The sequence below is a fragment of the Lacticaseibacillus styriensis genome, assembly GCF_030770295.1.
Taxonomy (GTDB): domain Bacteria; phylum Bacillota; class Bacilli; order Lactobacillales; family Lactobacillaceae; genus Lacticaseibacillus; species Lacticaseibacillus casei.
Window position 1 is genome coordinate 765,513 of record NZ_CP132483.1, and the last position, 24,973, is coordinate 790,485.

Annotated in this window: 19 protein-coding genes, 25 tRNA genes and 3 rRNA genes; 39 read left to right on the forward strand and 8 right to left on the reverse strand. The window is 48.3% G+C overall.

Features of this window, described 5'->3' with window-relative positions:
- Nucleotides 1-30: 30 nt before the first annotated feature.
- The 8 genes from LACSTY_RS03525 to LACSTY_RS03560 all read left to right on the forward strand — a co-directional run bounded on the left by LACSTY_RS03525 (nucleotide 31) and on the right by LACSTY_RS03560 (nucleotide 6,536).
- Nucleotides 31-345: a hypothetical protein gene (locus LACSTY_RS03525; RefSeq protein ID WP_087911741.1), complete on the forward strand. Its 315-nt coding sequence runs from the start codon at nucleotides 31-33 to the stop codon at nucleotides 343-345.
- 201 nt (nucleotides 346-546) lie between these two features.
- The gene (locus LACSTY_RS03530) at nucleotides 547-1,614 is read left to right on the forward strand and encodes a YibE/F family protein (RefSeq protein ID WP_087911742.1); all 1,068 of its coding nucleotides are present in this window, start codon (nucleotides 547-549) and stop codon (nucleotides 1,612-1,614) included.
- The gene (locus LACSTY_RS03535; protein ID WP_087911743.1) at nucleotides 1,611-2,351 is read left to right on the forward strand and encodes a YibE/F family protein; all 741 of its coding nucleotides are present in this window, start codon (nucleotides 1,611-1,613) and stop codon (nucleotides 2,349-2,351) included. The genes LACSTY_RS03530 and LACSTY_RS03535 overlap by 4 nt, the downstream gene beginning before the upstream one ends.
- A gap of 1 nt (nucleotide 2,352) precedes the next feature.
- Nucleotides 2,353-2,955 (forward strand): metallophosphoesterase, encoded by a 603-nt coding sequence (locus LACSTY_RS03540; protein WP_010493813.1) that lies wholly within the window; start codon nucleotides 2,353-2,355, stop codon nucleotides 2,953-2,955.
- Between the two features lie 100 nt (nucleotides 2,956-3,055).
- On the forward strand, nucleotides 3,056-4,432 hold the full coding sequence (locus LACSTY_RS03545; RefSeq protein WP_087911744.1) for a bifunctional metallophosphatase/5'-nucleotidase: 1,377 nt from the start codon (nucleotides 3,056-3,058) through the stop codon (nucleotides 4,430-4,432).
- Between the two features lie 59 nt (nucleotides 4,433-4,491).
- Nucleotides 4,492-5,118: a YutD family protein gene (locus tag LACSTY_RS03550; RefSeq protein WP_087911745.1), complete on the forward strand. Its 627-nt coding sequence runs from the start codon at nucleotides 4,492-4,494 to the stop codon at nucleotides 5,116-5,118.
- Between the two features lie 8 nt (nucleotides 5,119-5,126).
- A complete protein-coding gene (locus LACSTY_RS03555) occupies nucleotides 5,127-5,903 on the forward strand; it encodes a TIGR01457 family HAD-type hydrolase (protein WP_025012341.1) in 777 nt (258 codons plus the stop codon).
- The gene (locus tag LACSTY_RS03560) at nucleotides 5,904-6,536 is read left to right on the forward strand and encodes a TIGR01906 family membrane protein (protein ID WP_087911746.1); all 633 of its coding nucleotides are present in this window, start codon (nucleotides 5,904-5,906) and stop codon (nucleotides 6,534-6,536) included.
- Nucleotides 6,537-6,617: 81 nt separating this feature from the next.
- Here the strand turns inward: LACSTY_RS03560 and LACSTY_RS03565 are convergent, their stop codons facing one another.
- From LACSTY_RS03565 to LACSTY_RS03575, 3 genes are all read right to left on the reverse strand, one after another.
- Complete coding sequence (locus LACSTY_RS03565) at nucleotides 6,618-7,271, reverse strand: VTT domain-containing protein (protein WP_010493822.1); 654 nt, start codon at nucleotides 7,269-7,271, stop codon at nucleotides 6,618-6,620.
- A gap of 86 nt (nucleotides 7,272-7,357) precedes the next feature.
- Entirely contained in the window at nucleotides 7,358-7,861 is a 504-nt protein-coding gene (locus tag LACSTY_RS03570; RefSeq protein WP_049171081.1) for a phosphatidylglycerophosphatase A family protein, read from the reverse strand.
- 42 nt (nucleotides 7,862-7,903) lie between these two features.
- On the reverse strand, nucleotides 7,904-8,890 hold the full coding sequence (locus LACSTY_RS03575; protein ID WP_087911747.1) for an NAD(P)/FAD-dependent oxidoreductase: 987 nt from the start codon (nucleotides 8,888-8,890) through the stop codon (nucleotides 7,904-7,906).
- 294 nt (nucleotides 8,891-9,184) lie between these two features.
- On the opposite strand from LACSTY_RS03575, the gene LACSTY_RS03580 reads away from it, so the two are divergent.
- From LACSTY_RS03580 to LACSTY_RS03725, 30 genes are all read left to right on the forward strand, one after another.
- Nucleotides 9,185-9,769: a peptidylprolyl isomerase gene (locus tag LACSTY_RS03580; protein ID WP_087911748.1), complete on the forward strand. Its 585-nt coding sequence runs from the start codon at nucleotides 9,185-9,187 to the stop codon at nucleotides 9,767-9,769.
- A 63-nt stretch (nucleotides 9,770-9,832) separates the two neighbouring features.
- A complete protein-coding gene (locus LACSTY_RS03585; RefSeq protein WP_087911749.1) occupies nucleotides 9,833-10,216 on the forward strand; it encodes a CvfD/Ygs/GSP13 family RNA-binding post-transcriptional regulator in 384 nt (127 codons plus the stop codon).
- A gap of 843 nt (nucleotides 10,217-11,059) precedes the next feature.
- Nucleotides 11,060-12,629 (forward strand): 16S ribosomal RNA (locus LACSTY_RS03590).
- Between the two features lie 219 nt (nucleotides 12,630-12,848).
- Nucleotides 12,849-15,766 (forward strand): 23S ribosomal RNA (locus LACSTY_RS03595).
- 199 nt (nucleotides 15,767-15,965) lie between these two features.
- Nucleotides 15,966-16,082, forward strand: a 5S ribosomal RNA gene (gene rrf, locus LACSTY_RS03600).
- The 16S, 23S and 5S rRNA genes sit together here with 25 tRNA genes alongside, the layout of an rRNA operon.
- Nucleotides 16,083-16,090: 8 nt before the next feature.
- Nucleotides 16,091-16,163 (forward strand) — tRNA-Val (locus LACSTY_RS03605).
- Nucleotides 16,164-16,165: 2 nt separating this feature from the next.
- A tRNA-Lys gene (locus LACSTY_RS03610) sits at nucleotides 16,166-16,238 on the forward strand.
- Nucleotides 16,239-16,280: 42 nt separating this feature from the next.
- A tRNA-Thr gene (locus tag LACSTY_RS03615) sits at nucleotides 16,281-16,353 on the forward strand.
- Between the two features lie 34 nt (nucleotides 16,354-16,387).
- Nucleotides 16,388-16,459: transfer RNA gene (locus LACSTY_RS03620), tRNA-Gly, on the forward strand.
- A gap of 60 nt (nucleotides 16,460-16,519) precedes the next feature.
- A tRNA-Arg gene (locus tag LACSTY_RS03625) sits at nucleotides 16,520-16,593 on the forward strand.
- Nucleotides 16,594-16,598: 5 nt separating this feature from the next.
- A tRNA-Pro gene (locus tag LACSTY_RS03630) sits at nucleotides 16,599-16,672 on the forward strand.
- Nucleotides 16,673-16,698: 26 nt separating this feature from the next.
- A tRNA-Met gene (locus LACSTY_RS03635) sits at nucleotides 16,699-16,772 on the forward strand.
- 8 nt (nucleotides 16,773-16,780) lie between these two features.
- A tRNA-Ile gene (locus tag LACSTY_RS03640) sits at nucleotides 16,781-16,854 on the forward strand.
- Between the two features lie 48 nt (nucleotides 16,855-16,902).
- Nucleotides 16,903-16,976 (forward strand) — tRNA-Met (locus LACSTY_RS03645).
- A 6-nt stretch (nucleotides 16,977-16,982) separates the two neighbouring features.
- Nucleotides 16,983-17,056: transfer RNA gene (locus tag LACSTY_RS03650), tRNA-Asp, on the forward strand.
- A 5-nt stretch (nucleotides 17,057-17,061) separates the two neighbouring features.
- Nucleotides 17,062-17,134 (forward strand) — tRNA-Phe (locus tag LACSTY_RS03655).
- Between the two features lie 18 nt (nucleotides 17,135-17,152).
- Nucleotides 17,153-17,223 (forward strand) — tRNA-Gly (locus LACSTY_RS03660).
- 13 nt (nucleotides 17,224-17,236) lie between these two features.
- A tRNA-Ile gene (locus LACSTY_RS03665) sits at nucleotides 17,237-17,310 on the forward strand.
- Between the two features lie 27 nt (nucleotides 17,311-17,337).
- Nucleotides 17,338-17,425 (forward strand) — tRNA-Ser (locus LACSTY_RS03670).
- Nucleotides 17,426-17,429: 4 nt separating this feature from the next.
- Nucleotides 17,430-17,501: transfer RNA gene (locus LACSTY_RS03675), tRNA-Glu, on the forward strand.
- 9 nt (nucleotides 17,502-17,510) lie between these two features.
- Nucleotides 17,511-17,602: transfer RNA gene (locus LACSTY_RS03680), tRNA-Ser, on the forward strand.
- Nucleotides 17,603-17,612: 10 nt separating this feature from the next.
- Nucleotides 17,613-17,686, forward strand: a tRNA-Met gene (locus tag LACSTY_RS03685).
- A 6-nt stretch (nucleotides 17,687-17,692) separates the two neighbouring features.
- Nucleotides 17,693-17,766, forward strand: a tRNA-Asp gene (locus tag LACSTY_RS03690).
- 48 nt (nucleotides 17,767-17,814) lie between these two features.
- Nucleotides 17,815-17,887: transfer RNA gene (locus LACSTY_RS03695), tRNA-Phe, on the forward strand.
- A 4-nt stretch (nucleotides 17,888-17,891) separates the two neighbouring features.
- Nucleotides 17,892-17,972 (forward strand) — tRNA-Tyr (locus LACSTY_RS03700).
- Between the two features lie 5 nt (nucleotides 17,973-17,977).
- Nucleotides 17,978-18,048 (forward strand) — tRNA-Trp (locus tag LACSTY_RS03705).
- Nucleotides 18,049-18,057: 9 nt separating this feature from the next.
- Nucleotides 18,058-18,130, forward strand: a tRNA-His gene (locus LACSTY_RS03710).
- A gap of 7 nt (nucleotides 18,131-18,137) precedes the next feature.
- A tRNA-Gln gene (locus LACSTY_RS03715) sits at nucleotides 18,138-18,209 on the forward strand.
- A gap of 46 nt (nucleotides 18,210-18,255) precedes the next feature.
- Nucleotides 18,256-18,326 (forward strand) — tRNA-Cys (locus LACSTY_RS03720).
- Between the two features lie 45 nt (nucleotides 18,327-18,371).
- Nucleotides 18,372-18,455: transfer RNA gene (locus LACSTY_RS03725), tRNA-Leu, on the forward strand.
- A 186-nt stretch (nucleotides 18,456-18,641) separates the two neighbouring features.
- Here LACSTY_RS03725 and tnpC read toward each other — a convergent pair.
- The 5 genes from tnpC to LACSTY_RS03750 form a co-directional block, all read right to left on the reverse strand.
- A complete protein-coding gene (gene tnpC, locus LACSTY_RS03730) occupies nucleotides 18,642-20,159 on the reverse strand; it encodes an IS66 family transposase (protein ID WP_087911750.1) in 1,518 nt (505 codons plus the stop codon).
- 100 nt (nucleotides 20,160-20,259) lie between these two features.
- A complete protein-coding gene (gene tnpB / locus LACSTY_RS03735; protein WP_087911751.1) occupies nucleotides 20,260-20,613 on the reverse strand; it encodes an IS66 family insertion sequence element accessory protein TnpB in 354 nt (117 codons plus the stop codon).
- Nucleotides 20,588-20,785, reverse strand: a complete 198-nt coding sequence (locus LACSTY_RS03740; RefSeq protein WP_087911752.1) for a hypothetical protein — start codon at nucleotides 20,783-20,785, stop codon at nucleotides 20,588-20,590. Before LACSTY_RS03740 ends, tnpB begins: the two co-directional genes overlap by 26 nt.
- Nucleotides 20,786-21,225: 440 nt before the next feature.
- The gene (locus LACSTY_RS03745; RefSeq protein WP_049172871.1) at nucleotides 21,226-21,420 is read right to left on the reverse strand and encodes a hypothetical protein; all 195 of its coding nucleotides are present in this window, start codon (nucleotides 21,418-21,420) and stop codon (nucleotides 21,226-21,228) included.
- A 757-nt stretch (nucleotides 21,421-22,177) separates the two neighbouring features.
- The gene (locus tag LACSTY_RS03750; protein ID WP_087911753.1) at nucleotides 22,178-22,720 is read right to left on the reverse strand and encodes a sigma-70 family RNA polymerase sigma factor; all 543 of its coding nucleotides are present in this window, start codon (nucleotides 22,718-22,720) and stop codon (nucleotides 22,178-22,180) included.
- 450 nt (nucleotides 22,721-23,170) lie between these two features.
- Between LACSTY_RS03750 and LACSTY_RS03755 the strand changes: the two genes are divergently transcribed.
- Nucleotides 23,171-24,871 carry an APC family permease gene (locus tag LACSTY_RS03755; RefSeq protein WP_075760706.1) on the forward strand — a complete coding sequence of 567 codons (1,701 nt, stop codon included), beginning with the start codon at nucleotides 23,171-23,173 and terminating at the stop codon, nucleotides 24,869-24,871.
- Nucleotides 24,872-24,973: the final 102 nt, after the last annotated feature.

Here is a 24,973-nt window from a genome sequence, read left to right on the forward strand (position 1 = left end):
AAATCAGCAAACAAATAAGGAGCGTCAAAGATGACAGAAAAATATCAGGTTTTTGATTTGATTCAGGAAATTACCCGGCTGGACGGGAGTCGCTATTTTGAACTGGGAAACGTCATGCTGAATGGCCGTGCCGAAAAGGCTTCTATGAAGGGCTTTATTAAGCGGGTGCGGATTGTTCAGCTGAACATTGCCCACTCAACCGCTGTGGCAACTTATGAAAAATATATCAACGAGCATTATGAATTTCCGCCGGCTGATTTAACCAGTTGGGAAGAATGGGACAAACCGGAAGGCCCGATTCGCGATGCTTACCATGAGATTCTCCGGCAAAATCATGTCGGGTAAAATAGGACGATGAGGGTTTCTGCCGGCTCGGCACTCGAGAGATAGATTTTAATAAAAACCTCAATTTTTTGAATAATTTCCGTGATTATCGCATAGCCGGGCTTGTCAGCGTGACAATTTTCGCGGATAGGTCGGACACGCGCTTTGCGTCACATTGATGCTACTTATATAATGTAAGGCATATGAAAGCGAGGGATCCGCGTGAAGTATTTAGGTAAATGGCTTATCCCGTTCGTCGCGGCGATCGCGGTTTTTATTGGCATGCAATTTGACAGCGGCTTTTATACCAAGCCAGTGGGTCAGGTTGAAGCAGTTAAAGTGGTCAAAACCACCAACCACCAAGACGAAGATCAAAACCATGACCGGCTGATCAAACAGCAGGTTCGTGTGCGTCTCCTGAATACCGCCAAACGCGGCAAACGCATCACCATGCATAATACATACTCGTTTAGCGGTGCGCTGGACAATGAACTTCGCGTGGGCGAGCAGGTTTTCCTGGATGTTGATAAAGGCGCCTATACCTTGAACAACGTGAAGCGGGATGCGATTCTGGCGGCGTTGTTGGTCTTGACCTTTGGCTTGATTTTTTTGGTGATGGGGCGGCGTGCGTGGTTAACGAGTATTAGCATTTTACTTAACACGATAATTTTCTTTGTCGCGGTTGAATGGGAGATCGGCAGTAAACAGTGGCAGGCGTGGTGGCTATTTGTTATTTTGGCGGTGATTTTCACTGTTTTGACGGCAGTGTTCATTGTCGGGTTCAAGCCGATTGCGGCAACTATTTCACTGGGGACGTTGTTAGCCACCGCGGCTGCAGTGGCACTTGGCTATGGCATAATGGCCCTGACCAATTACAACGGTATTCACTTTGAAGAGGTCAAATACGCTACCCAGACGCCACAGCTTTTATTTTTCGGTCAAATTGTGATTGGCTCTTTGGGCGCTGTGCTAGACGAGGCGAGTGACATTTCGGTTGCGATCTTCCAGCTTCATGACACGGCCAAGGAGCGTTTTCGGGCAGGGATGGCCATTGGACGAAATGTCATGGGACCGCTGATTTCGGTTCTGTTTATGATTTTCATTGCCGATACGTTCATGGAGTCGGTTTTGTGGATCCGCAACAATAATTCGATTGCGCAAACGGTTATCTGGGTGATGGGACTTGGATTTGCCCAGAGCCTCATCAGCGCGTTTGGTATTGTGCTGGCAGTGCCGGTGACGAGCGGGTTAGCGGCGATGATGGCTAAAATTAAGAAGGTGACAGCATGAACGCTATTCTTGCACTATCCTTGGTTCTGCTTGTCATGATGTTTATTGTCGGCGGCAAGCAAGGCTTGTCAAATTTCTTTGCCTTAGCCGTCAACGCCTTGTTAATGATCTTGGTCGTCATTTTAATGGCCAGCGGGTTTAATCCGATTATTGTAGCTATTATTTTTGGGCTGATTATTTTGGCCAGCACGATTTTCCTCAGCACCAGCCAGCTTTCTGTCGCCGGACCGGCGTTTGTCTCGTCTTTGTTAATCATGACGTTATTGGTCGGACTGATTCTTTTGACGATGACATTAAGCCAGACGGCCGGGTTTGGGCCGGAAGATTCCGAAGCACTGGAAGGCTTTTCCGTGTATATCGGCGTCAGTTTCCCGCACATTTTGATTGCGACCACCTTGCTAGGCACGCTTGGGGCGATCGCCGAAGCAGCGATTGCCGTTGCAGCCGGAATGGATGAGATTAAGGATCAGGCAAGCGCCACCGGGATTAAACAAATGGGGCACGAGATTATCGGAACTGCTTTAAATACGCTGTTCTTTGGTTTCTTTGGCGGCTTTTCCTCTTTGTTTATCTGGTTTGCGTCACTGCGCTATCCATTTTCACAAGTGATTAATAACAAGATTTTTGTTGGCGAACTCTTGCAGGTCTTGATTTCGGTTATTGCCGTCATTTTGACCGTGCCGATGACGACTTGGGTGGTCACGACCAGACATGCACATCGCCGAAAGGAGCAGTAGCATGCAATATTTTATTGCAGATACGCATTTTTTCCACGCGGATCTTTTAGGAAACAACGATTTTGCTCCGCGCCTGTTTCCAACCGTTGAGGCAATGGACGCAGCGATGATTCAGGCATGGAATGCGCGGGTTGACGATCGCGATATCGTTTATCATTTAGGCGATATTGCCATGAATCCGGAACATTTTCCCCAACCACCGGAAGTTTTGGCGATCCTACTACAGTTGCACGGTCGGATTGTTTTTATAAAAGGCAATCACGACTACGAATCGCTGTTTAAGTTTCTTCATCGCCATGATCCGGGCGTGAACGGCTTGCCTAAGTTCACCTTCCATTCGGTTGGCACGATTATCAAGGATGACCATACGCAGTTCATCATGACGCATTATCCGTTGATGATGGGTATTGTGAAGCAGACGCTGAATTTACACGGCCACATTCACCACAATAGCGTCAACATTGCGGAGAATATCAATGTAGGGGTAGACGCTCCGGAACGGGATTTGTTAGTGCCACATCTGCCTTTTGGAACCCCACTGACGGCGGCTGAAGTACACAAGATTTACCGGTTGAAGGCTGCGGTGTTGGCTAAGGAACGCTGAGCACAATGTGATGTTTGACCCGTTGTCTTGCAGGGCATAGGATAAAACTAGGGTATTAATTTAGAAATGTCACCTGAAAGACCGATTAGGGAGGTGCCTTGTGGAAAAGTTAGTGATTCTGCACACGAATGATCTGCATTCCCACTTTGAAAACTGGCCGAAAATTCGCCGGTTTATGTTGGGAACCCGCGCTGCAGAACAGGCAGAAGGGGCGAGCGTTTTAGCTTTTGACGATGGCGACGCAATGGATCGTTCGGTACCGTTAACCGAAGCAACGGACGGGCAGATTAATATTCAGCTGTTGAATGAAATCGGCTATGATGCGGTGACCATTGGCAACAATGAAGGCGTCGGCAATCCGCATCAGGTGTTGGAGCATTTGTACGATCACGCTAATTTTCCCGTTGCACTGGCCAACTTGTTTGAGCCGGATGGCACGCGTCCGCATTGGGCCAAGCCCATTGTCATTAAGCAGACACCGGCAGGGACGCGAATTGCCATTGTCGGCTTTACGGCACCGTTTTTTCTGACGTATCAGCCAAATGGATGGCAGGTTAAGACAGTAGCAGACGTTTTCCCGGCAATTCTTAAGAAGCTTGAGGGCACCTATGATGTTTTGATTGTGCTATCACATTTAGGCATTGAGGCTGATCGTCATTTAGCCCAGCAATATCCGCAGATTGATGTTGTGATTGGCGGGCATACGCATCACTTGCTTGCAGAAGGCGAATTACACGGGACAACGTTGTTAACTGCCGCCGAAAAGTATGGCCATTATGTTGGGAAGATTACGCTAACGCTGGATGATGACCACAAAATTCAGACGCGTCGTGCCGAAACCTTTCAAACTGCTTTGTTGCAAGGAGCAGCAGCAGATCCGCGAGAAATTCAAGGCTATGAAAGTAAAGGCATTGCCTTGTTAAAGCAGCAAAAAGTTGCTCGCTTGCCTAAACACCTGGCGATTCAGTATGATCGGCCATCACCATTACTTGATTTTGGCTTGGCGGCGGTCGCTGATGCTGCTAAAACCGATGCGGCAATCCTGAATGCCGGCCTTTTCCTGACACCGCTTGGCCCCGGGATTGTCACCCAGGCTGATCTCCTGACATGTTTGCCCCATCCCATGCACTTGTTGAAAGTAACTTTAAGTGGCAAGGAACTCTGGCGTCTGATCATGGAAATGGAAAAGAACCGCATGTTTCTCCGCCACTTCCACATGATCGGCATGAGCTTCCGCGGCAAAATTTTTGGTGACATCGGTTATCGCGGCATTTCGGTTGATCGAGAAAAGCGAACGGTTTTGTGGCATGGCGAGCCGTTGGTTCCGGAACGGCAATATACATTTGCAACCGTCGACAACTTTCTGTTCATTCCGTTCTTCCCAACCATCGAAATTATGGGCAGCAATGAATTCCTTTTTCCAAAACTGATACGGCAGGTTGTTGGCGATTATATGGCAAAGGTTTTTCCTTTATAAATTCATGCTATACTTTTACAATTACGAGTCGAATGATTTTTTTAAAAGGAGGACGCGACTTGGCTGAACGAGAAGCATTATCCGAACAAATTGATGTCGCCTTGACTCCGGACACAACCAAAGAGATGCGGGTTGTCAAAGTCGACCATGATCTGATAACGATTGATGGCCGCCGCTATCGCATTGTCAAAGACCACCGTGATGCTTTTGACCTTGAACGGTTAAATGAACGATACAATGATATTCTCGACAAGTATGATTATATTGTTGGCGACTGGGGTTACGATCAGCTACGGTTGCGTGGCTTTTACAAAGACGATCGCCGCGGTGCGAGCAAGGATCAGCAAATCAGCACATTAGAAGACTATCTCTATGAATATTGTAATTTTGGCTGTGCTTATTTTGTGCTGGCCCGTTTGGATAAACCGGCAACTAAGTTAGTTGATCGGCGGCACGATCGGGAGCGAAAATCGGCGACAGGCAAAACCGCGCACCGGCAACAATCAAAGCCGACACAGCGACAACATCATGGCAAACGTAAGCCTTATGCCAAGGCAAACAAGCCATACACGGAAAAAACAACCCGTTCGACGCATTTTCGTGGCGAACAGGCCAAAACAGTCAATCAGACACAACCACGCAAGCGGCATTTTACGATCCGTCAACGTGAGACTAACAAGAAGTAGGGACAGACTTGAAGTATAAAGGTTATATGATCGATCTTGACGGGACGATTTATCGTGGCAAAGAACGCATTCCAGCAGCTAAGGATTTTGTCGAACGGTTACAGGCGGCGCGGCTTCCGTTTTTATTTTTGACGAACAATACGACGAAAAGTCCTGAAGATGTGGTGAAAAATCTGGCGGAGAATCACGATATTCATGTGTCACCGGCGCAGATTTACACGCCTTCGCTCGCGACCGCGGCTTATTTGACTGATCTCAATCATGGCGATGTTTCCGGAAAGTCGGTGTATATCATCGGTGAGCTGGGGCTGAAGCAGGCGCTTTTGGATACGGGATTGCGGTTGAATGAAGTGGATCCGGATTATGTGGTAGTCGGGCTGGATTATGACGTGACTTACCATAAATTTGAGTTAGCCACATTGGCAATCAAACGCGGCGCTAAATTTATCGGGACTAATGCGGATACCAATCTGCCCAATGAACGCGGCTTGGTGCCTGGAGCAGGGTCACTGATTGCTTTAGTGGAACGCAGTACGCAGCAACGGGCGTTTTATATTGGCAAACCCGAACCGACGATTATGGAAAAAGCACTGAAGAAGATGGGGTTGCCAAAAGACGCTGTCGCCATGGTTGGTGATAATTACAACACCGACATTAAGGCAGGGTTGAATGCGGGGATCGATACGATTTTAGTCTATACCGGCGTTTCTACCCGGGATTATGTTTCCAAGCAGGTCCACCAACCAACGCATCAGATTGATGCCTTGACGGACTGGGAGGTCTAGATGAAACGCATCGTTCATTGGCTGACGCTTTGGCTAGCGATTGTCAGTGGCGTCATTTTCGTGACGATTTTCAGCACGCTGCTGACGTTCCCGATTTATGCACATATGGATAACCTGCCGCAAATCGCTGCCATGTCGCTGGGACGGTTGTACCATAATTATTTGCAACTCATGGCATACTTAGACTTGCCGTGGATTGGTACGCTGCATATGCAGGATTTCCCCACAAGCCTGCATGGCGCGCTTCATTTTGCCGATGTGCGCCATTTGTTTATTTTGGATCTTGTGATTGCCCTTGTGACGATTCCTTTTGCCATTCGGTGGGTGCGTCAGCTTAAAGCAGCCAAGAAGCGGTATTTGCTGGTCCGGCCGTTTATGATCGGGGCGGTGGTGCCGATCATCTTAACCGGATTGCTAAGCATTAACTTTGATCGTTTCTTCATCATTTTCCATGAGGTTCTATTTCGCAATCGTGACTGGCTGTTTGACCCAGCCACGGATCCGATTATCAATGTCTTACCTGAAGGCTTCTTCATGCTTTGCTTTCTCACAGCATTTGCTTTATTCGAGGCTATCATGATATGGGGTATCTGGCGCGGTCGCCAAGATGCCCGGCGTCAGTCACCATTTTAAAAATAAAAAACGCATGTTCCCAATATCGTTGTGACGTTGGGGACATGCGTTTTTGCATACATGGAAAATGCGATGGTTAGCTTAACGATCCACGACTTTAGCAGTGCGAGTTTTAACGGCAGCAATGACCATTGGCAAGAGTGAAATCAAAACGATGCCAAGCGCTACTAACGAAAAATGCTCTTTGACGAACGTTACGTTGCCGAAGTAGAAGCCACCGAGTACACACAAGGTAACCCAGAGGAAGCCGCCTAATAAGTTGTAGTGGATGAACTTGCCATAATGCATTCTCGAACCGCCTGATACAAACGGGGCAAACGTCCGAATGAGCGGCATGAAACGGGCAATAGCAATGGTTTTGCCACCATGTTTATCAAAGAAGGCCTCGGCTTGCAGCAGTTTGTCGCGGTTGATCAGCCGGCCAAACCAGCCTTTGCCGGTAGAAGCGGCAGACCCCACGCGTTTACCGATTTCATAATTCACGGTATCGCCTAGAACAGCTGCGGCCAAAAAGACTGCGAAAAGGATCCAAACGTTTAAGTTATAAGCAGCGTTGGCGGCCAAAGCACTGGCAGCGAACAGCAGTGAATCTCCCGGTAGGAACGGAAAGACAACAACCCCTGTTTCGATGAAGACCATCGCAAAAAGGATGACATAGGTCCAAGGGCCGAAGCTATTAACGATGGTAATCAGATGCTCATCGATATGCAGGATGAAATCAAACAGTTGGGTCATTGGGTAAGCTCCTTTAATGAATTTACATTTCATTATACGGGATAATATGAAAATTTCATGAAACAAAAGTAAATTTTAGAAAAACGTCAATAAATGTCGTCTTCGATTTCCGGATGCGAATGCGCCAGTCGACTAGCCGCGGCCGCCGCCATGGCCCCCACGATGTCATCAAGAAAGGTGTGGATAATCCCCGGTTCGTGGGCATTAAGCTTGGCCAGTATGCCTGGCTTAATCCGATCGATGTAGCCGTAATTAGTAAAACCAATTGAACCATAAACATTAACAATAGAAAAGGCTAAGACTTCATCGACGCCGTAAAGTCCTTCGTCTTCGGCAATAATTTTCTGCAAAGGCTCTTCAAGCTGGTTGGCTTCGGCTGCCTTATCCAGTGCAATGCCGGTCATAACCGCGTTTTGCACTTCACGTTTGCGTAAAACGATCCGAACGTTTTGCGTTGCTTCTTCAATGGTTAAGTTAGGAATGAAACGTTCCTGCAGAAACATGACAAGCTCGCCAATATCGCTCAAGCTGACGCCACGTTCATGCAACAGTTGGATCGTCCGTTCATAAAGCTTTTCTTCATTGGTCATAATCTCACGCTTTCCTTTTGGCTGAGTGGGTAAGGCTGACTTTTATCGATAAAGCTGGGTACTGTGCAACGCTTGCCGCCGTTCCGGATAAAGTCGACTAAGTGCTTCGTTAATGGCCGTTGGTGCTTCACCGAAGCCACTGGCAATCAGCGGTAGTTTTCCCGCGTAACTGACGGCATCGCCAATAGCAAAAATGCCCGGGCGACTGGTTTGCATCTGTGAATCAACCAGAATGCCGTTACGATCGGTCTTAAACTGCCAAGCCTGGAGATGGCGCTTGTCAGTGACAAAACCATAATTAACCAGCAACTTGTCGACTGTTAAAACCGGCTCGTTCTCACCCCGAACTTCCTTTAACTGCAAGGCGAGCTTGCCATTTTCCTGTTTAACCGCCTCAATCAAATAAGGCGTATGAATGGCAACGCTGCTTTTTTCCAGTGCTGCCACACTTGCCTCGAGGCCACGGAATTTAGCGCGCCGGTGAATCAGACTGACATGCTTGGCCACCGGTTCCAGCGCCAAAGCCCAGTCAATGGCCGAATCGCCACCACCGGCAATGGCAACGTTCTGATCGCGAAAGGTCTCCAGATCCTGAACAAAGTAAAACAATTGCCTGCCTTCTAATGCCGGATCGTAATCAACGGCTAATTTGCGCGGCGTAAAGGCTCCGCCACCTGTTGCAACAATGACGGTTTTACTCCGGAAGTCCCCTTGACTTGTATGCAGAATAAACGTCCCGTCGTCTGCTTCCTCAATCGTTTGCACTTCCGTAGCGGTTTTAACATCCGGGTGAAAATGCATAAGCTGCGTCTTCAACTGTGAAACCAGATCTTTTCCGCTAACATGGGGGAAGCCGCCAATATCGTAAAGAATTTTGGCTGGGTATAAATTACCGGTTTGGCCACCAAGCTCGTCCAGACTCTCCAGCAATAAGACGTCTGCCTGACGTAAGCCAGCATAAAAGGCGGCGAACATACCAACAGGCCCGCCACCAATCACGGTGATTTCATATACATGTTGCACTGACATTTGCAATGCTCCGTTTCTATATAGTATGACGTTCATACCCTACCATATTTTACGAATAGTTACCAAGTTGACGAAGGCGGAGAATGCCGGCAATTTAGGGAGATTAAAGTGCCATAAAGCGCGGGCGTTGCGATAATTGGGGAAAAAGTGTAAAAAGCGCAGCAACTGATTTTTAATGCCAACGTTAAGGTTGTAGAAGGGTTCCATCTATTCATTTGATTGGCGCGAGTTGCCGATGCTGGTATACTACGCCTAGAACCATGCACGTTATTTGATTAAAGAAGGAGAACGAACATGGACTATCCACAATTAGAACTGGCCGATTTCAAAGGCCCAAAAGCGATCTTTAAAACCAGTGAAGGGCAATTTGAAATTGCACTATTTCCGGAACAAGCCCCTAAAACCGTTGAGAACTTCATCGGCTTGGCCAAAAAGAACTATTATGACGGCATCATTTTTCACCGGGTTATTGAAGACTTCATGATTCAAGGCGGTGATCCGACTGGCACTGGCATGGGTGGTGAAAGCCTCTGGGGAAAGCCGTTTGCGGATGAATTTTCGAATCAGCTTTTCAATCTGAAAGGTGCGTTGTCAATGGCCAACGCTGGGCCCAATACGAACGGCAGTCAATTTTTCATCGTGACAAATACGCATTTGGATCCAAGCATGAAGGCTCAGCTAAGCGAAGCGGGGTTCCCGGAACCGATCATTGACGCTTACCAACAAGGCGGGACACCATGGCTTGATCATCGCCATACAGTTTTCGGGCAGGTATTGTCTGGAATGTCAGTGGTTGAGAAGATCAGTAAAGTCAAAACGGGTGCCAATGATAAGCCAGTTGAGCCTGTGACGATTGATGAATTGACGATTCAAGACTGATATTGGTTGCAAGTGATTTTTAGGGTATACTCAAAGAGAAATCCAATGAAATGAAGTGTCAGAATGGAATATCGCATAGGAGATATCTTGACTGGCAAAGTCACCGGCGTCCAACCATACGGGGCGTTTGTGATGCTGGATGAGCACACGCAAGGATTAGTGCACATCTCAGAATGCCAGCATGGTTACGTCAAGGACACCAGCGATATTTTTACCGTCGGCCAGCGAGTTGAAGTTGTGATTTTGGACATCGACGAATATACCCATAAAATCAGTTTATCCTTACGTGCTTTACAGGCGCCGCCTAGATTAAGCAAGAAACGCCGCCGCAAGCACTATTGGACCAGTCGTAAATTTCACACCGGCTTTGCGCCGATTGCCGCTCACTTAGATGGGTGGGTCGCTGAAGCACTTGAACATTTAAACGAAGAAGCCACTCAAAAATGAGTGGCTTTTTTCTGCCATTGATGCGATAGGTAATTGTAAAAGCATGAGGGCATGGCAAGTAAGAACGGACCTTTTGGGGAGGGTACGGGCCTTGCATGGCTGGTTTGCGGAAACTAGTAGACTTTCATTGAGAAGTAACGATGCAATAATGATCGGTGGCTGATTTGTAAAGCTGATATAAACGCGGGCACTGCACATTATTGGGATGACTGGGTATCAACGATTAGAATCGGTTAGCTAAGAGAAGCGATTTTCAAGATTTGAAGTTTAGCTGAAATGGCGTTTATTATTTTAGATGATTGGCAAATACATGTGAGCGAAGTGCGTCCAGTGACCGTTTTGCTCAGTAGTTAGGGAAAACTGCAGCATACACGGCTATAAGCGCTATGAGTTTAGTGAACTTTAAACGCGTTTTGCTGAATATTGTTCGCGATCAATGCGAATATTTATACAATTTGGATTAAAATGTTCGCTATTTATCGGAACTGACAATTCTTTGAAATTCTGCAATTTTTTTGTTGACTAGATTGTTGAAGTGCTGGTATGATACTTGTTGTTGTCAAAACAAAGACGTCGATTCATGACGGATGAAATAAACCACTCGTAGGATGAAGTCACAATTGAAACGGATTGAATAAATATTCACTCTAAAAAGTTGTTGACATGATACGTTGGTCATGATAATCTATCAAAGTTGTCTTTTGGCAAGATCGTCCTTTGAAAACTGAACAAAGTTTCGTTTAAATGTGCAGGGTCCTTGATACTTCGGTATCGAGGCAAAAAGTAACATTTGCGAAGTCAATTCGCTAGAACAACAAATCGAGCTATTCGAACAGCTCATATTTATATGAGAGTTTGATCCTGGCTCAGGATGAACGCTGGCGGCGTGCCTAATACATGCAAGTCGAACGAGTTTTGGTCGATGAACGGTGCTTGCATCGTGATTCAACTTAAAACGAGTGGCGGACGGGTGAGTAACACGTGGGTAACCTGCCCTTAAGTGGGGGATAACATTTGGAAACAGATGCTAATACCGCATAAATCCAAGAACCGCATGGTTCTTGGCTGAAAGATGGCGTAAGCTATCGCTTTTGGATGGACCCGCGGCGTATTAGCTAGTTGGTGAGGTAACGGCTCACCAAGGCGATGATACGTAGCCGAACTGAGAGGTTGATCGGCCACATTGGGACTGAGACACGGCCCAAACTCCTACGGGAGGCAGCAGTAGGGAATCTTCCACAATGGACGCAAGTCTGATGGAGCAACGCCGCGTGAGTGAAGAAGGCTTTCGGGTCGTAAAACTCTGTTGTTGGAGAAGAATGGTCGGCAGAGTAACTGTTGTCGGCGTGACGGTATCCAACCAGAAAGCCACGGCTAACTACGTGCCAGCAGCCGCGGTAATACGTAGGTGGCAAGCGTTATCCGGATTTATTGGGCGTAAAGCGAGCGCAGGCGGTTTTTTAAGTCTGATGTGAAAGCCCTCGGCTTAACCGAGGAAGCGCATCGGAAACTGGGAAACTTGAGTGCAGAAGAGGACAGTGGAACTCCATGTGTAGCGGTGAAATGCGTAGATATATGGAAGAACACCAGTGGCGAAGGCGGCTGTCTGGTCTGTAACTGACGCTGAGGCTCGAAAGCATGGGTAGCGAACAGGATTAGATACCCTGGTAGTCCATGCCGTAAACGATGAATGCTAGGTGTTGGGGGGTTTCCGCCCTTCAGTGCCGCAGCTAACGCATTAAGCATTCCGCCTGGGGAGTACGACCGCAAGGTTGAAACTCAAAGGAATTGACGGGGGCCCGCACAAGCGGTGGAGCATGTGGTTTAATTCGAAGCAACGCGAAGAACCTTACCAGGTCTTGACATCTTTTGATCACCTGAGAGATCAGGTTTCCCCTTCGGGGGCAAAATGACAGGTGGTGCATGGTTGTCGTCAGCTCGTGTCGTGAGATGTTGGGTTAAGTCCCGCAACGAGCGCAACCCTTATGACTAGTTGCCAGCATTAAGTTGGGCACTCTAGTAAGACTGCCGGTGACAAACCGGAGGAAGGTGGGGATGACGTCAAATCATCATGCCCCTTATGACCTGGGCTACACACGTGCTACAATGGATGGTACAACGAGTTGCGAGACCGCGAGGTCAAGCTAATCTCTTAAAGCCATTCTCAGTTCGGACTGTAGGCTGCAACTCGCCTACACGAAGTCGGAATCGCTAGTAATCGCGGATCAGCACGCCGCGGTGAATACGTTCCCGGGCCTTGTACACACCGCCCGTCACACCATGAGAGTTTGTAACACCCGAAGCCGGTGGCGTAACCCTTTTAGGGAGCGAGCCGTCTAAGGTGGGACAAATGATTAGGGTGAAGTCGTAACAAGGTAGCCGTAGGAGAACCTGCGGCTGGATCACCTCCTTTCTAAGGAAACAGACATTAAGTCTGACGGAAACCTGCACACACGAAACTTTGTTTAGTTTTGAGGGGACGACCCTCAAGCACCCTAGCGGGTGCGACTTTGTTCTTTGAAAACTGGATATCATTGTTGTAAATGTTTTAAATTGCCGAGAACACAGCGTATTTGTATGAGTTTCTAATTTAGAAATTCGCATCGCATAACCGCTGACGCAAGTCAGTACAGGTTAAGTTACAAAGGGCGCACGGTGGATGCCTTGGCACTAGGAGCCGATGAAGGACGGAACTAATACCGATATGCTTCGGGGAGCTATAAGTAAGCTTTGATCCGGAGATTTCCGAATGGGGGAACCCAGTACACATCAGTGTATTGCCTGCAAGTGAATTCATAGCTTGTCGGCGGCAGACGCGGGGAACTGAAACATCTCAGTACCCGCAGGAAGAGAAAGAAAACTCGATTCCCATAGTAGCGGCGAGCGAAGTGGGAAGAGCCCAAACCGAGAAGCTTGCTTCTCGGGGTTGTAGGACTGGACATTGGAGTTACCAAAGTTCGACGTAGTCGAAGTCAGCTGGAAAGCTGCGCCATAGAAGGTGAAAGCCCTGTAAGCGAAACGGCGGACCCTCCGTCCAGGATCCTGAGTACGGCGGAACACGTGAAATTCCGTCGGAATCCGGGAGGACCATCTCCCAAGGCTAAATACTCCCTAGTGACCGATAGTGAACCAGTACCGTGAGGGAAAGGTGAAAAGCACCCCGGAAGGGGAGTGAAACAGTTCCTGAAACCGTGTGCCTACAATTAGTCAAAGCCCGTTAAGGGGTGATGGCGTGCCTTTTGTAGAATGAACCGGCGAGTTACGTTTGCCTGCGAGGTTAAGATGAAAAGTCGGAGCCGGAGCGAAAGCGAGTCTGAACAGGGCGAATGAGTAGGCAGATGTAGACCCGAAACCAAGTGACCTACCCATGACCAGGTTGAAGGTGTGGTGAAACACACTGGAGGACCGAACCCATGTATGTTGAAAAATGCTGGGATGAGTTGTGGGTAGCGGTGAAATTCCAAACGAACTTGGAGATAGCTGGTTCTCTCCGAAATAGCTTTAGGGTTAGCCTCGGAGGATGGATCATGGAGGTAGAGCACTGTTTGAACTAGGGGCCCATCAAGGGTTACTGAATTCAGATAAACTCCGAATACCATCGATCTTACTCCGGGAGTCAGACAGTGAGCGATAAGGTCCATTGTCGAAAGGGGAACAGCCCAGATCACCAGTTAAGGTCCCTAAATTTATGCTAAGTGGAAAAGGATGTGGCGTTGCACAGACAACTAGGATGTTGGCTCAGAAGCAGCCACCATTTAAAGAGTGCGTAATAGCTCACTAGTCGAGTGGCACTGCGCCGAAAATATACCGGGGCTAAGCATAATACCGAAACTGTGGGTGCACCCGTAAGGGTGCGCGGTAGGAGAGCGTTCTAAGGGCGTTGAAGGTCGATCGTGAGGACGGCTGGAGCGCTTAGAAGTGAGAATGCCGGCATGAGTAGCGAAAGATCAGTGAGAATCTGATCCACCGTATGACTAAGGTTTCCTGGGGAAGGCTCGTCCTCCCAGGGTTAGTCGGGATCTAAGGCGAGGCCGCAAGGCGTAGTCGATGACAAGCAGGTTGAGATTCCTGCACTAGTTTATTTTGTTTAAGCGATGGAGGGACGCAGGAGGCTAAGGAAAGCGCACGGCTGGAAAAGTGCGTCCAAGCCGCAAGTCTGGTGGCGAGTGAAATGCTTGCGACCATAAGGACAAGCGGTGATGGGGAGCGAAATTAAAGTAGCGAAGTTCCTGATGTCACACTGCCAAGAAAAGCTTCTAGTGAGAAATAAACTACCCGTACCGCAAACCGACACAGGTAGTCGAGGAGAGTATCCTCAGGTGAGCGAGCGAACTCTCGTTAAGGAACTCGGCAAAATGACCCCGTAACTTCGGAAGAAGGGGTGCTGACCGCAAGGTCAGCCGCAGTGAATAGGCCCAAACAACTGTTTATCAAAAACACAGGTCTCTGCTAAATCGAAAGATGATGTATAGGGGCTGACGCCTGCCCGGTGCTGGAAGGTTAAGAGGATGAGTTAGCGCAAGCGAAGCCCAGAATTGAAGCCCCAGTAAACGGCGGCCGTAACTATAACGGTCCTAAGGTAGCGAAATTCCTTGTCGGGTAAGTTCCGACCCGCACGAAAGGCGTAATGATTTGGGCACTGTCTCAACGAGAGACTCGGTGAAATTATAGTACCCGTGAAGATGCGGGTTACCCGCGACAGGACGGAAAGACCCCATGGAGCTTTACTGTAGCTTGATATTGAGTGTTGGTACCGCTTGTACAGGATAGGTAGGAGCCGTAGAGATCGGAACGCTAGTTTCGATGGAGGCGTTGGTGGGATACTACCCTAGCTGTATGAACACTCTAACCCGCGCCACTGATCGTGGCGGGAGACAGTGTCAGGTAGGCAGTTTGACTGGGGCGGTCGCCTCCTAAAATGTAACGGAGGCGCCCAAAGGTTCCCTCAGAATGGTTGGAAATCATTCGCAGAGTGTAAAGGTAGAAGGGAGCTTGACTGCGAGACTGACAAGTCGAGCAGGGACGAAAGTCGGGCTTAGTGATCCGGTGGTTCCGTATGGAAGGGCCATCGCTCAACGGATAAAAGCTACCCTGGGGATAACAGGCTTATCTCCCCCAAGAGTCCACATCGACGGGGAGGTTTGGCACCTCGATGTCGGCTCATCGCATCCTGGGGCTGTAGTCGGTCCCAAGGGTTGGGCTGTTCGCCCATTAAAGCGGTACGCGAGCTGGGTTCAGAACGTCGTGAGACAGTTCGGTCCCTATCCGTCGCGGGCGCAGGAAATTTGAGAGGAGCTGTCCTTAGTACGAGAGGACCGGGATGGACGTTCCGCTGGTGTACCAGTTGTGCCGCCAGGCGCATCGCTGGGTAGCTATGAACGGAAGGGATAAACGCTGAAAGCATCTAAGTGTGAAGCCCCCCTCGAGATGAGATTTCCCATTCCTATATGGAAGTAAGACCCCTGAGAGATGATCAGGTAGATAGGCTGGAAGTGGAAGTGCAGCGATGCATGGAGCGGACCAGTACTAATCGGTCGAGGACTTAACCAAGTAGAGCGTGAGCAGGAGCGCTTAGAAACCGGAGCATAAGCGGGCCTGAGTTCGTTGGCCGGGTTTTGGCCAATGGACTCAGGGTCCTTATGTGGAGGTTTCTGCGACTGCGAACGCGTTTCGATGAAATACGCCGATTCTCAGCAAAGAAAACCAGCAACAATGATAGCCAGTTTTGAGAGCGCAAAGTTCTCATAAGTGTGGTGGCGATAGCAAGAAGGATACACCTGTTCCCATGCCGAACACAGAAGTTAAGCTTCTTCACGCCGAGAGTAGTTGGTGGGAAACTGCCTGCGAGGGTAGGAAGCTGCCACGCTTACATATGGAGGATTAGCTCAGTTGGGAGAGCGTCTGCCTTACAAGCAGAGGGTCACAGGTTCGAGCCCTGTATCCTCCATTGAGCCGTTAGCTCAGTTGGTAGAGCAACTGACTTTTAATCAGTGGGTCGACAGTTCGAGCCTGTCACGGCTCAGAGAATTATTGGTTTTAAATGGCGGCTCAAGTCGATATTTTTGCCGACTTAGCTCAGTTGGTAGAGCATCTGTCTTGTAAACAGGGGGTCGAAGGTTCGAATCCTTTAGTCGGCATGGCACCAATAATTTGATAAGCATCTTGTTTCATGCGGAAGTAGTTCAGTGGTAGAACATCACCTTGCCATGGTGGGGGTCGCGGGTTCGAATCCCGTCTTCCGCTTTCCAAACGCAGTGCCGAGGGTGCGTTTGGTCGAAAGATTCCTCGGTATTATCATGATTTGCACCCATAGCGCAATTGGATAGAGTGTCTGACTACGAATCAGAAGGTTGTAGGTTCGACTCCTACTGGGTGCATTTGACGGGAAATAGCTCAGCTTGGTAGAGCACCTGGTTTGGGACCAGGGGGTCGCAGGTTCGAATCCTGTTTTCCCGATTGGACGCCAGTCCATATGGTTTTTTCGCGGTGTAGCTCAGCTGGCTAGAGCGTCCGGTTCATACCCGGGAGGTCGAGGGTTCGATCCCCCCCGCCGCGATTGAGCTTGGACCTTTAGCTCAGTTGGTTAGAGCAGACGGCTCATAACCGTCCGGTCGTAGGTTCGAGCCCTACAAGGTCCATCTTTACAGGGTGGTCACTGTTCGGTATAATCGATTTGTTACTGTTATCGCGGGATGGAGCAGTTCGGTAGCTCGTCGGGCTCATAACCCGAAGGTCGCAGGTTCAAATCCTGCTCCCGCAATTACATGGTTCCATGGTCTAGTTGGTTAGGACGCCTGCCTGTCACGCAGGAGATCACGGGTTCGAGTCCCGTTGGGACCGTTTGCGGCTCGGTAGCTCAGTCGGTAGAGCAATGCATTGAAGCTGCATGTGTCGGCAGTTCGATTCTGTCCCGCGCCATTTCATAATCACCCTTATGCGGGTGTAGTTTAGTGGTAAAACCACAGCCTTCCAAGCTGTTGTCGCGAGTTCGATTCTCGTCACCCGCTGCGATTATGATATGGGCCTATAGCTCAGTTGGTTAGAGCGCACGCTTGATAAGCGTGAGGTCGGTGGTTCAAGTCCACCTAGGCCCATTGTTCCATTAATTTTATATTGCACATGGAGAAGTACTCAAGTGGCTGAAGAGGCGCCCCTGCTAAGGGTGTAGACCGGGAAACTGGTGCGAGGGTTCAAATCCCTCCTTCTCCGTTGTGGCCCGTTGGTCAAGTGGTTAAGACACCGCCCTTTCACGGCGGTAACATGGGTTCAAATCCCGTACGGGTCATGGTTAGATGGAGAATTACCCAAGTCTGGCTGAAGGGAACGGTCTTGAAAACCGTCAGGTGGGCGTAAGTCCACGCGAGGGTTCGAATCCCTCATTCTCCTTTATTATTATCGCGGGATGGAGCAGTTCGGTAGCTCGTCGGGCTCATAACCCGAAGGTCGCAGGTTCAAATCCTGCTCCCGCAATTACATGGTTCCATGGTCTAGTTGGTTAGGACGCCTGCCTGTCACGCAGGAGATCACGGGTTCGAGTCCCGTTGGAACCGTCCCCCTCTAATTGAGGGGAACATCAACTTCATAAAAGCGATCTAAATGGCTCGGTAGCTCAGTCGGTAGAGCAATGCATTGAAGCTGCATGTGTCGGCGGTTCGATTCCGTCCCGCGCCATTATGGAGGAGTAGCGAAGAGGCTAAACGCGGCGGACTGTAAATCCGCTCCTTCGGGTTCATAGGTTCGAATCCTATCTCCTCCATTTATAGGGATATAGTTTAATGGTAGAACTACGGTCTCCAAAACCGTCAGTGTGGGTTCAACTCCTACTATCCCTGCTTATCATGGCGGTATTGGTGAAGCGGTTAACACACCGGTTTGTGGCACCGGCATACGTGGGTTCGATCCCCACATACCGCCCTTTTACTGGGGTATAGCCAAGCGGTAAGGCAACGGACTTTGACTCCGTCATGCGCTGGTTCGAATCCAGCTACCCCAATTTTCTCCAACTGCCATAGGAGAAACGCGCTTAACTTGATGAATATGGCGGTGTAGCCAAGCGGTAAGGCATGGGTCTGCAAAACCTTGATCGTCGGTTCGATTCCGATCACCGCCTTATCTTGCGGTTAACGCCCAGCAAGAGAGTGCCATTTTACATTATGCCGGTGTGGCGGAATTGGCAGACGCGCGGGATTCAAAATCCCGTTCCAGCAATGGAGTATCGGTTCGACCCCGATCACCGGTAGACTTGCCCCGTTTTGGGGCTTTTTTTGTACCTTGAAATGGCTTTAAACCGGGATTTTTGTAAGCGCACGATTGTGCAGTACATTTAAAACGTAAGCGCACGATTGTGCAGTACATTTAAAACGGCTCCGATATCCCTTATGCTGTTAAGGAATACCGAAGCCGTTGTTTTTGTTTTTGAGTCGTTCTAGCGTGAACAACTCGCTTGAACCTGCGGCGACCATGGTAAATAATCCTGTAGCGCTTTAGAATCGCCAGGAATAGGGAGGTTGGGTAATTCAGTAAATAAGTATTCAAGATATCTGCGGCAGTCGAGTCCGTTGGCCTCGGCGGAGCGTATCACACTTAAAATGATCCCGCTTGATCGGGCGCCTTTGAAGCTCTTGGAAAACAGCCAGTTTTTACGGCCAATCACGAGTTCTTTGACGGCACGCTCAACGCGGTTATTTGACAGCTCCAAACGGCCGTCTAATAAAACATTTTCCATGGCTTCACGTTGGCTGAGTGCATAGTCAACGGCGCGGCCAAGTTTGGATTGCGGTAAAACATGGAGGGTTTCACACCATGTGAAGAACTTGGATAGCTCTTCCTTTAGTTTGGCTTGCCGCTTTTCATAGCGCTGTTCCGGCGTGAGCAGTTTCCAGTTCCGCTCCAGCTTGAACATGCGGTCGCAATAATCGACTCCTTTCTTGGCTTTGCTCTTTGTCGTGCTCTGTTGACCCATGGCCTCAAAGAACTTACGACGGATATGGGAGAGGCAAGCCACTCGCGTGACTTGATCAAGTTTCTCATACACTTGATAGCCGTCGGTTTGAAGATAACGGGTATAACCACTAAGAAAATGCTTTGGGATCTCAGTGCCACGGGAATCGGCGTGCTCATACAGAAAGATCTGCTTATCTTCTGCGCGGCCGGAAGCGAAGACCCAGTAATAGGTCTTCAGCTTTTCACTTTCCAAGACCCGATAGCTGGTTTCATCGGCGTGAACCACGTCCTGTTTGAGCAGCGTTTGATGCATCAGCTCATAAAGACTAGCGAGTCCATAGTCGCAAGCCAAGATATGCCAGTTGGTAATCTGTTGGCGCGTCAGTGGGAACCCCGCTTCTTCCCAGTCCTTTTCCTGGCGATAGACGGGAACTTTTTTGCGATACTTTTCAATCATCGTCTGAGTGAGGATACTCGGTGAAGCGAAACTATTGGGAATCAGTGGACGGGGTACCGCCGCCTTTTTAATGACGCTGTGATCCAGTTGATTTGAACACTGGCGACATTCGTAGGCGTGCTGATAGTGGACGTGTACTTCAAAATGTTCCGGAATTCTAACGGGTTCGCGACTGGTAATCGTGGTGCCAATATCACGCATCTCGGTCGCACAGTGTGGGCATTGTCGGGCCTCACCGTCCAGCTCATGATGCACTGGGACTTGAGGGTATTGCGCTAACACCATGGCCTTCTTGCCCTTTTGCTTCTTATGACAATCCGGCTTTTCCGGTTTTGACGCCGTTTCCGCTTGTTCCAGTTCGGACGGTGCCGGTGTTTGAAAGACAGTACTTTGATCGAAGAGGTCCACTTGACCGTTAGTGAGGCTTTCGCGCTTAACCCCAAAAAGACGATGCTTTAGAAACGCAAGTTCTTCGCGAAGTAGCGCATTCTCTTGTTTGATATAGTCATATTCTGCTTGCGTGATGACTGCTTCGGCTGGCATTTTGCGTCTCCCGTTCAAATAATTGAAAAAAGTATATCAAGCGGAGAAACGAAAAGAAAGCCTTTTCTCTAATTTCGGGAAAAGACTTTCTAAGGCCGGATTAGTACACATGCCCCGGTGTCATGGGCTGAATCGTGCGGCGCTCCTCGATCGCTAAACCGTTGACTAACCGCGACATCTGCCGGTAATTCAACCGGCGAATTTCAGTGCGGTCTCGTGGCCATTGCATATAGCCATTTTCAAAGCGTTTGTACAAAAGTAGAAAACCGCTTTTGGTCCAGTACAGTGCTTTGAAGCGATCCTTGCGCGTGCCACAAAAGATAAATAGCGCATTGTCAAAGACATTCATGTTGTACTCTTCCGTGACTAACGCCGCTAAGCCATCAATGCCTTTACGTAAGTCGGTGCGGCCGCAAATGATGTAGATATTAGCTTTGGACAGGTCGGGAATCATGGGTCATCAACTCCTGCAGAATAATGCGAGCCATCACCTTATCGATACCATTGTAAAAGAGTACCTCGGCTTCCTTGAGTTTAACCTTGGCACCTAGTTTTGGCTTTACGACAACCGAGGCACCATCGCGGTTCACCATTTGGATCGGCACCATATCGTTGGGTTGGGTCATAAAAAATCCTCCAATCTTCTTGATAAGACAAGTATAAACGGAGGATTCCAACAGTTATAGGTACGGTGCTATATGACGCTTACTTTCTGGGGGTAAGTAAAAGCTTTTAAAAATTGTCCCGTTACCGACCACTACGACCATTTTTGCTTTTTGAGCGTTATTCGTTAAAAGTGGTCGGTAGATAGTCATAGAACTTTGACGGTTTTCGTATCTTGAAATGGTGGCAGGGTTCCAATAAAAAACGATCGGCATTTGACAGAAAAGCCAAACGACCGATCATTTTTCATTTATGAGCCGTTTTCGGTCCTGCTGGTCGCTGGCTGACTTTTGGCTGCGCAGCACAGCTTTTTTGACAGGTTCCTGACGGTGGCCTGAATGGCACTTTTCACTGTGCATAGGAGCTTGTCTTCATTTGCCGATATATTGGGCCTAAAAGGGGCTTACTGTCCATTTGCCATAAATTTAAGAATGACAATCCCTAAACCAATGATGATAAGCAGTATTGCAATGAGATTAACGCCGCGGTTGACGCTTCGATAGTGAGTGAAAAATCCATAATCAATGCGTGTGTTTACGGCTGCGATCAACATGCCTAAGACAAATAGCGCACCACCAATGAGAATAACAATGTCCATTTTGATTTCCTCCATTTCTACGCGGAAATTAACTGCTGAATGATTTGGTTCTTTTTAACGAGCAGGATAAGCAGTCATAAAAATGCTCATACAGCATTGCTGTGAATGCCTAAGTGCTACCTTAGGCTTGTTCAATGCCATTTAATTAGACCAAGTAACGGGGAGACAAACACTTTTTATGGATCGATGGGTATGTGCTCATGTTGGTGTTTTTTTTGTGCATTGAGTGCTTGTGAAACGTGCAGTCTTTCCTTGTTGCACATGTCGATTCCCGTCGCTGTTTCCTCACCGTGGCTTGGCACCTTTGATTGATCATATCAATAATGGCGCCAAAAATCGACTCTTCGGAATCGAACTTTTTGTGTATCCAGTGATTTGGCAGGGATTGAAGGCACTTAGTTACGATCGGGCTGATTCCAATCTTGAATAAATAAGGTTTTTAAAGATGGTGTGTTTTACAAGGATTTAACAATAAGTTTAGCTGAATCGTCGTGTAATGATCCACTATGGCAAAATTTTTACGGTCGCTGTCTAAAGTCCGTGAGCTGGTGGCTTTTTTGACGGAGTGAGATTATTGCCTCTTTTGACACTTCGAAAACTTGCATGTAGAAACAGCAAACTAAACTGAATGTCGGCTCATAATCCAGCTTTCTAGCGAAACAAATTCATGCCACGCAAAAACTGCCTTACCATGTCCGTCGTGAACGGTCACGATAAGGCAGTAGCTTAATGATCTTGGAAAGCTTTGGAGTTGTTATTACTCGTCTTCCCGCGAGAACTTCAGAATCTTCGCGCGAGCGCGTTCTAACGCGCGTCGATGCCGACTAAGTATGGGCTTTTTGGACGGATATAGAATGGCCGCCTCAAATGCCTCATATTCCAAGGGTGACAAACTTTCCAGAAACTGTAAGAATTCGACGCGCATTAGCAGTCCGTCTTCAACTGAGCGAATTGCCAGTCGATCATGCAATGACTCGAGTGACGTGTCATTGACCGGAATAGCGTTGGCGTCAATGCGCCGTTTATGGGCAAAGTGTTTGCGCAACACCGAGCGCAGGTGGGATTTTAAAACCATCCGATAGTAGGGGCCAAACTGTGAGCCGCTGCTGCCGTCATAGCGAACAACGGCTTTAAGCATCGCAATCCGGGCCTCCTGCATCCAATCGTCGTATGAAAAGTCTCTGAGATGGTAAGGTTTTAAAACCGTCAACACCAATGGCCGATACTGAGCGAACAATTTGCCAAATGCTGCCGAATCGTTTACAGCTTCACGTATGAGTTCTATTTCTACTTGTTTCATATCGCCTCCTCCCTCCGATTAACTAGCAGTATTACCCTGTAATGACAAGATTATTCTACAATAAAGCGTTTGCAATTGAATAGCGAACAATTGTTCAGTTATACCATTTAATCACTTGTATGCTCGCGAAAAGGAGAACAGATAGCACTTTTGAAAATGCAAAATTAATAACATTATTTTCTTATTTTTTTCGCGAAAAATGAGAGCGTGCGTATTTAATGCCGAAGTGACAGCTTTTTTAAATGAGATCTCGCAATTGAAGCTTCAACTAAATCCCACATTAACGATTGCCAAAATAAAATCGGTATGTGAGGACAGATCGTTTCTATTTTTCGTTTCAGGTGACAAGGATGATTGATTTCTGCAAAGACCCCAAAAAATCTCAGGCACGCGCCACCAGTCCCATGACTTTGTTTGTGGCGCCATCCTACGAGTCAGGTTATTTTACATATGGAGAAATCTGCGTTAAATTATAAAAGTCATTTTATAAGGAGGGTTCATATTATCGCTTCTAAAGGGAAAGATAATAAAATTGGTCTATTTCAATTAGTCATGCTGGCGCTTGGTTCGTTGATCGGTTCCGGCTGGCTTTTTGGATCATGGGAAGCAGCCGCAGTTGCCGGACCAGCTGCGATTTTTTCCTGGATCATTGGTGGCGTCATCATTGGGGTCATCGCTTATAACTATGTCGAACTGGGGACCATGTTTCCTGAGTCTGGCGGGATGAGCAAATTTGCCCAGTATTCACATGGTTCGCTGGTCGGTTTCATCGCATCATGGGCCAACTGGATTTCGTTGGTCACCTTGCTGCCGATCGAAGCTGTGGCGGCCGTGCAGTATATGGCGTCGTGGCCGTGGCAATGGGCGGGCTTTACTCGCGGCTTTTTAAAGGCAGGCAAGATAACGCCGGAGGGCTTGCTAGTCGTCTTTGCGTTTATTATTATTTTCACATTGCTTAATTACTGGTCAGTCACGCTGTTGACGCGGTTTACCAGCTTCATTTCGATTTTTAAAATCGGGGTGCCGCTGCTGACGATTATTTTGCTGGCAATGTCGAGCTTCCATCCCGAAAATTATGGACACTCGTTGGCCACCTTGATGCCATATGGGAGCGCACCGATTTTTGCGGCAACATCGGTATCAGGGATTATTTTCTCGTTTAATGCGTTCCAGACCGTGATCAATATGGGCAGCGATGTTAAACGCCCGCAGAAAAACATCGGACGTGGCATCGGCATCTCGCTGTTAATCAGCGGGGTGATCTATATTTTGCTGCAAAGTGTCTTCATTACGACGATCTCGCCGAACATGTTGGCAACGCACGGGTGGAAAGGATTGAATCTCAATTCACCATTTGCTGATCTGGCCATTTTATTAGGAATTCACTGGTTATCCGTTTTACTTTATATGGATGCCTTTGTGTCGCCATTTGGTACCGGCGTCTCGTTTGTCGCTTCATCAGGGCGCGCACTTCAGGCCATGGTCGGGAACAACCATATTCCTAAATTCATCGGTAAAATTGACGAAAAATACGGAACGCCGCGAGTCGCAATGGTAGTCAATGCAGTCTTGAGTATGGTCATGGTCTCGATTTTCCCGTCTTGGGGAACACTGGCAAGCGTCATTTCGACGGCCACGTTGATCGCTTATCTGACTGGTCCGGTTACGGTTATCTCATTACGCGACATGGCACCTGACTTTAAGCGACCGGTTAAGTCAGCCAGATTGCGTTTCATGGCACCCTTGGCGTTTGTGTTAACTTCACTGGCAGCATATTGGGCGAAGTGGCCAACGACAGTGGAAGTCATCGGCGTCATCTTCTTAGGCATTCCACTGTATTTATTTTATGAATGGCGTTCGGGCTGGCGTTCGACATGGCAACAGCTGAAAGCGTCCGCGTGGATGATCGGCTACCTGATCTTCCTGTCGGTCATTTCCTTAATTGGCAGTCGTGAGTTTAATGGTTTAAACTGGATTCACTATCCCATGGACTTTGTGGTGATTGTGATAGGTGCGATTGTTTTCTACTTCTGGGGAATCAACAGCCACATTTTTTCCAAGTATTTCCGCAGAGCACGGCGGGTCAATGCCAAAGTTAAAATGCCGCCATCTGATGACAGCACCCATGCCGAGCAGACGGCTAAAAGATGATTGCTTTGTTGGCTATTATTAAAAATGTTATGGATAGCGAATGGAGAAGATAGTTTATAAAAGGCTTGGCTTCAACAATGCTTACAAAACGACTGGGAAAAA

Excerpts from the sequence above, each read along its gene's own strand:
- LACSTY_RS03525 (WP_087911741.1), top strand. The coding sequence starts at position 31 with ATGACAGAAAAATATCAGGTTTTTGATTTGATTCAGGAAATTACCCGG.
- LACSTY_RS03535 (WP_087911743.1), top strand. The coding sequence starts at position 1,611 with ATGAACGCTATTCTTGCACTATCCTTGGTTCTGCTTGTCATGATGTTT.
- LACSTY_RS03540 (WP_010493813.1), top strand. The coding sequence starts at position 2,353 with ATGCAATATTTTATTGCAGATACGCATTTTTTCCACGCGGATCTTTTA.
- LACSTY_RS03560 (WP_087911746.1), top strand. The coding sequence starts at position 5,904 with ATGAAACGCATCGTTCATTGGCTGACGCTTTGGCTAGCGATTGTCAGT.
- LACSTY_RS03565 (WP_010493822.1), bottom strand. The coding sequence starts at position 7,271 with ATGACCCAACTGTTTGATTTCATCCTGCATATCGATGAGCATCTGATT.
- LACSTY_RS03570 (WP_049171081.1), bottom strand. The coding sequence starts at position 7,861 with ATGACCAATGAAGAAAAGCTTTATGAACGGACGATCCAACTGTTGCAT.
- LACSTY_RS03575 (WP_087911747.1), bottom strand. The coding sequence starts at position 8,890 with ATGTCAGTGCAACATGTATATGAAATCACCGTGATTGGTGGCGGGCCT.
- LACSTY_RS03580 (WP_087911748.1), top strand. The coding sequence starts at position 9,185 with ATGGACTATCCACAATTAGAACTGGCCGATTTCAAAGGCCCAAAAGCG.
- LACSTY_RS03585 (WP_087911749.1), top strand. The coding sequence starts at position 9,833 with ATGGAATATCGCATAGGAGATATCTTGACTGGCAAAGTCACCGGCGTC.
- tnpC (WP_087911750.1), bottom strand. The coding sequence starts at position 20,159 with ATGCCAGCCGAAGCAGTCATCACGCAAGCAGAATATGACTATATCAAA.
- tnpB (WP_087911751.1), bottom strand. The coding sequence starts at position 20,613 with ATGATTCCCGACCTGTCCAAAGCTAATATCTACATCATTTGCGGCCGC.
- LACSTY_RS03740 (WP_087911752.1), bottom strand. The coding sequence starts at position 20,785 with ATGACCCAACCCAACGATATGGTGCCGATCCAAATGGTGAACCGCGAT.
- LACSTY_RS03745 (WP_049172871.1), bottom strand. The coding sequence starts at position 21,420 with ATGGACATTGTTATTCTCATTGGTGGTGCGCTATTTGTCTTAGGCATG.
- LACSTY_RS03750 (WP_087911753.1), bottom strand. The coding sequence starts at position 22,720 with ATGAAACAAGTAGAAATAGAACTCATACGTGAAGCTGTAAACGATTCG.
- LACSTY_RS03755 (WP_075760706.1), top strand. The coding sequence starts at position 23,171 with ATGGAGAAATCTGCGTTAAATTATAAAAGTCATTTTATAAGGAGGGTT.